Source organism: Mesorhizobium sp. M7A.F.Ca.US.005.03.2.1, from assembly GCF_003997795.1.
Lineage (GTDB): Bacteria > Pseudomonadota > Alphaproteobacteria > Rhizobiales > Rhizobiaceae > Mesorhizobium > Mesorhizobium ciceri.
Genome location: NZ_RZRP01000471.1, coordinates 1 through 4,918, shown reverse-complemented (window position 1 = coordinate 4,918; position 4,918 = coordinate 1). Strand labels below are relative to the sequence as shown.

At 61.7% G+C, this 4,918-nt stretch carries 5 protein-coding genes; all 5 read left to right on the top strand.

Features of this window, described 5'->3' with window-relative positions; translation table 11 throughout:
* Positions 1 to 1,333 (top strand): type VI secretion system contractile sheath large subunit (tssC, locus tag EN991_RS23275; protein ID WP_127369630.1); only part of this gene is annotated, 1,333 nt, incomplete at its 5' end.
* Positions 1,334 to 1,379: 46 nt separating this feature from the next.
* Positions 1,380 to 1,838: an Hcp family type VI secretion system effector gene (locus EN991_RS23270; protein ID WP_013525307.1), complete on the top strand. Its 459-nt coding sequence runs from the start codon at positions 1,380 to 1,382 to the stop codon at positions 1,836 to 1,838.
* Entirely contained in the window at positions 1,825 to 2,580 is a 756-nt protein-coding gene (tssE, locus tag EN991_RS23265) for a type VI secretion system baseplate subunit TssE (protein WP_013525306.1), read from the top strand. Before EN991_RS23270 ends, tssE begins: the two co-directional genes overlap by 14 nt.
* A gap of 1 nt (position 2,581) precedes the next feature.
* Positions 2,582 to 4,456 carry a type VI secretion system baseplate subunit TssF gene (tssF, locus tag EN991_RS23260; protein ID WP_024504478.1) on the top strand — a complete coding sequence of 625 codons (1,875 nt, stop codon included), beginning with the start codon at positions 2,582 to 2,584 and terminating at the stop codon, positions 4,454 to 4,456.
* On the top strand, positions 4,420 to 4,918 hold a 499-nt coding region (locus EN991_RS23255; protein ID WP_164769322.1), incomplete at its 3' end, for a type VI secretion system baseplate subunit TssG. The genes tssF and EN991_RS23255, both read left to right, overlap by 37 nt.

Here is a 4,918-nt window from a genome sequence, read left to right as displayed (position 1 = left end):
CACCATCTCTCCCAATGCCATCAAATCGATCAAGTCGCTGATCGCCTGCATTGACAAGATGCTGACGACACAGGTCAACGAAATCCTGCACGCGCCGGAAGTGCGTGAGATGGAAGGCACATGGCGAGGGCTGTGGTATCTCGTCAACAACACCGAGACGGATCAGAAGCTGAAGATCCGGGTGATGAACATCTCCAAAGAGCAGCTGGCCGATACGCTTGAAGACTATGAAGGTCAGATGTGGGACCAGAGCCCGATCTTCAAGAAAGTCTACACAGACGAGTATTCGATGCTTGGCGGCGAACCAATCGGCTGCGTGATCGGCGCCTACGAGTTCTCCAATCACCCACGTGACGTCGGCCTGCTGCGCAACATCTCCGGCATCTGCGCTTCCGCGCATACGCCGTTTATCGCGGCCGCTTCGCCGCGCCTATTTCGCATGGACAGCTGGCAGGAACTGCCGAACCCGCAAGACCTGCAGCAGATCGTCTCCAACCCCGCCTATGCCTCGTGGCAGTCGTTGCGCGAGAGTGAGGACGCTCGCTACATCGGCCTGACCATGCCCCGCGTCCTGGCGCGGCTGCCCTACGGCACCGATACCGTTCCGGTGAAGGGTTTCACCTTCGAGGAAGAGGTGGAGGGCGATCACAACAAATATGTCTGGATGAACGCCGCCTTCCCGATGGGCGTCAACATCAACCGCAGTCACAAGCTTTTCGGCTGGGGCACGCAGATCCGCGGCGTGGAGAATGGTGGCACGGTGCTCAACCTGCCGGTGCATAGCTTCCCGACCGATGATGGCTCGATCGCGATGAAATGTCCCACGGAAGTCGCCATCGACGACCGGCGCGAGGCGGAACTGGCCAAGCTTGGCCTGATGCCCATCCTGCACCGGAAGAATACCGATCTCGCGGCCTTCATCGGAGCACACTCGCTGCAGGACGACGAAACGCGGGCGGGGCGGCTGGTCGACCCCGATGCACAGTCGAACGAGCGGCTGAGCGCCAACCTGCCCTACCTGTTCCCGGTCTCGCGCTTTGCGCACTACCTCAAGGCGATCGCGCGCGACAAGGTCGGCTCGTTCAAGGAGCGCGCCGACATGCAGATCTGGTTGACCGAGTGGATCAATCGATACGTGCTGGCCAACCCGGCCTTTGCCGACGACAAGGCACGCGCCAAGCGCCCGCTTGCCGCCGCCGAGGTCCAGGTGGACAGCGTGGAGGGGCGGCCGGGCTATTATAATGCCCGCTTCTATCTGCGCCCGCATTACCAGCTGGAGGGCATCAACGCGTCGCTCCGACTGGTCTCGGAACTACCGTCCGTTAAGACTTGATCGCAGCAACGACAACCTGGTTTTTTGAAAGCGGTGGAGAAACACAATGCCGACTACGAAGATTGATGGCTTCCTGAAGGTTCCCGATATCAAAGGCCCCAGCACCCGCGACGGCCACGATGACGAGATCGAAATCCATGGCGTCGACTACAAGATGGTCGCACCTTATGATCCCAATTCGCTGTCACGCCGTGGCCGCGTCTCCATGGGCATGATCAAATTCACCAAGCACTACGACAAATCATCGCCCTATCTGAAAAAGGCTTTGTTCGAAAACAAGGCCCTTGATGAGGTGGTGTTCTCGGCCCGCCGGACCATCGATGGCGAGACCAAGGATTACCTGGTCGTTACCCTCACCGACGCCTCGATCATGGAATACGACATGTCGCAGGCCGAGGATGAGGAAGACCTGATCCAGGAAGAGGTCAGCTTCGCCTACAAGAAGATCAAATTCGTCTATGACGGCAATGATGAAGCCGAAATGGATGTCTATGTCGGCAAGTGAGGTTCGGCGACCCGGCGCGGGCATGCAGCAGACCACTGGCAGCTTGCGGGCGAAAAGCGAAGCCGTCCAGCCGTCGCTTTGGGATCGTCTCGTCAATGATCTGCCGGGCCTGACCTCGGAAATAGACGGGCTGCGCCATGTCCTGCTCGACGAGCTTGGCGCGGACCGTCTCGACACACTCGTTGCCGGCAGCACGCGTGCCATCGACGCCGATGTGGTACTGACACCGGATCAGAAACGCCGTCTGCATCGGTTGGCCGTTCAGACCCAGCACCGCGTCGAAATCGAAAGCCGTGGCGTGGTGGTATCGGCGCGCGTGCTCAGGGAAGCGGTACGGCGTGACATCGAGGCGCTCTTCAACACAGAGCGCTTCGAGGCGACGCCGCTTCTTTCCGACCTGGAAAATGAACAGGTTGCGGACAATCCCCCTTCGCTTGCCGATTTCCCGGAGGTCCGCCGCAGCGTGGTCAATTACGGCGTGCCCTCCTTCTCGGGCCGCTCGTCGCGCGACTTCGATCGCGAGGTGTTGGCACGTGAGATCCGCATGGTGCTCGCGACCTTCGAGCCCCGCCTGAAGGAAAGCGCAACAAAGGTAACGGTCACGCTTGGCGACAACACCGTCGGCCTGAAGATCGAGATAGACGCCGTTCTGATCATGACCCCGACTCCCGAACGCATGCGCCTGCGCACCACGATCAATCTCGACAACGGTTTGGCGCGGACCGAAATTGGGGAGGCCTGAGATGGATCGGGTCTTCGTCGAATATTACGAGGAGGAACTGAGCCATATCCGCGCTCTTGCATCGGAATTCGCAGACATGCATCCGGCGGTGGCGCGCAATCTTTCCCTCGATACGGTGCCGTGTCCGGACCCATATGTCGAGCGCCTGCTCGATGGCGTAGCCTTCCTGGCCGCGCGCACCCGGCTAAAGGTCGATGCCGAGCGCTCGCGATTTTCCCGCAGTGTGCTCGACGTTCTCTATCCCGATCTGGTCACGCCGGCGCCGGCAACGGCGATGGCGGTGCTGAAACCCGGCCAGCAGGTCCAGACCATGCTGGCCGGCCACGTCGTCAAGCGCAACACACGGCTGGTTTCCAGCCTGCAGCCAGGCCTGTCAACGCGCTGCATTTTCTCAACCGCCCAGGAAATGACTCTATGGCCGATCGCGGTCACTTCGGTCAGCTTTTTTCAGGACCGCAGTGCGATGGCGATGGCTGGCATAGGACCGATCGGCGGTGTCAGCGGCGAGTCGGCGCTCCGCCTCACGCTGGCCAGGACCGGAAAAGGCAAGCTCGACGAACTGGCTCTCGACCGGCTTGACCTCTATTTTGCCGGACGCACCAAGGCGCCGCTACTGTTCGATGCGATTTTCGGCGCCTGCGCGGCCACAGCAGCGCGACCGGAAGGCAAGACCAACCCGCTGTCGCCGTTGCCGGCACCCGAGATGATCGGCATCAGCGACGACGAGGCCTTGATGCCGCGCACCCGCCCGACATTCGAAGGATACCGGTTGCTGCGCGAATACTTCATGATGCCCGAGCGTTTTCACTATGCACGGGTTTTGGGATTGCAGCCTGTCGTGCGCCAATGCGCGGCCGGACTCGAGATCATTTTCCTGTTCAAACGCACGGTTCCCGAGCTGGCCGATCTGACGCCGGCGGACTTCGAACTTTTCGCGACACCGATCATCAATCTGTTCGAACGCGAGTGCAACGTCGTCGAAGTCGATGAACGCAAGACGCGCCAGGTGTTGCATGCGGACCGGACGCGGGCGCGTGACTTCGAAATCTACCGGGTCATCCGCGTCGAGGACGCCGACACGGAAGGTAACGACGCTGAAATCCCCGAGCTCTTCAGCCTGGGTCAGAACGGCGGTAGTGGTTGGGTCTATTCGACCGAAAGGCGCCCTCGCCGCGCGATGGAGGAGGAGCGCCGCGAAGGCCTGACGCGAACGTCCTATACCGGGGATGACGTTTTCCTGGCCGTGTCCCGGCCGCTCGTAAGGCCGGCGACCCGGCCGCTGAAGCGGCTCGACGTGATGGCGCTTTGCACCAATCGTGATCTGCCGATCCTCGATGACAATCCGACGTTGACGTTAGAGGCCGGCGACCCGGTCGAAACCGTGAGGCTTCTTGGCGCCTTGCGTGCGCCGCAGCCAGCTATTCCTGCGGCACTGCCTGCTGGGGCCGACGGGGAATCGCGGGCCGATGATCTCGCCTGGCGGCTGGTGGCGCAGCTCGCGCTCAACTTTCTCAGTCTTGCCAAAGAAGGCCGCGGCATCGATCCCCTGCATGCGCTACTCGACCTTTATGCCGATCGCGGCGATCCAAGCCTTGCCCGAAATGTGCATTCGATCGTGCGTATCGACTCGCAGCCGGTCATCGAACGTCTGCAAATCGATGGACCGATGTGCTTTGGACGCGGTACCGAAGTCACGTTGCATGTTGATCAATCGGTCCTGGCCGGCCAAAGTACCTTGCTGCTTTCGGCCTTGCTGGCGCGGTTGTTTGCTCGTCACGCCGGGATAAACGGCTTCGTGCGAACTCGCACGCGGCTGCTGCAGAAGCAGGAGGATGTGCCATGGCCGATGACGCCCGGCAATCGCTACCTGATCTAGACACGCCCGGCCCGAACAGGGCCGAAGGTCTGTCCGAGACGTTCGACTTTTTCGAACTGCTGCGCCGCCTCGAACAACGGAACGGTCTGTTCGGCCATTCCGGCCGTCCCGACCGTGAGCCGGCACGGCTCGGCCAGCATGTGCGCCTAGCCTTTTCCGCACGGGACCTGGTTGTGTTCCGCGAAGCCCGCGATGCGGCACCGGCCCGGGTCACGGTGGCAAATTTTGGTCTGCTGGGACCCGAGGGTCCAATGCCGCTGCATCTGACGCGCTGGGTGCTCGACCGGCTCTCGCAACGCTGGTTCGCCGGCGCCGAGGCACAACTGACCAGCGACACGACGTTCGTCGACTTCGTCAACATTCTGCAGCACCGTATGATCGCCCTCTACTATCGGGCGTGGGCGGATGCGCACCCGGCCGTGCAGGCCGAACGCGCGGTCGGCGGGCGCGTTCGGCCTGCAC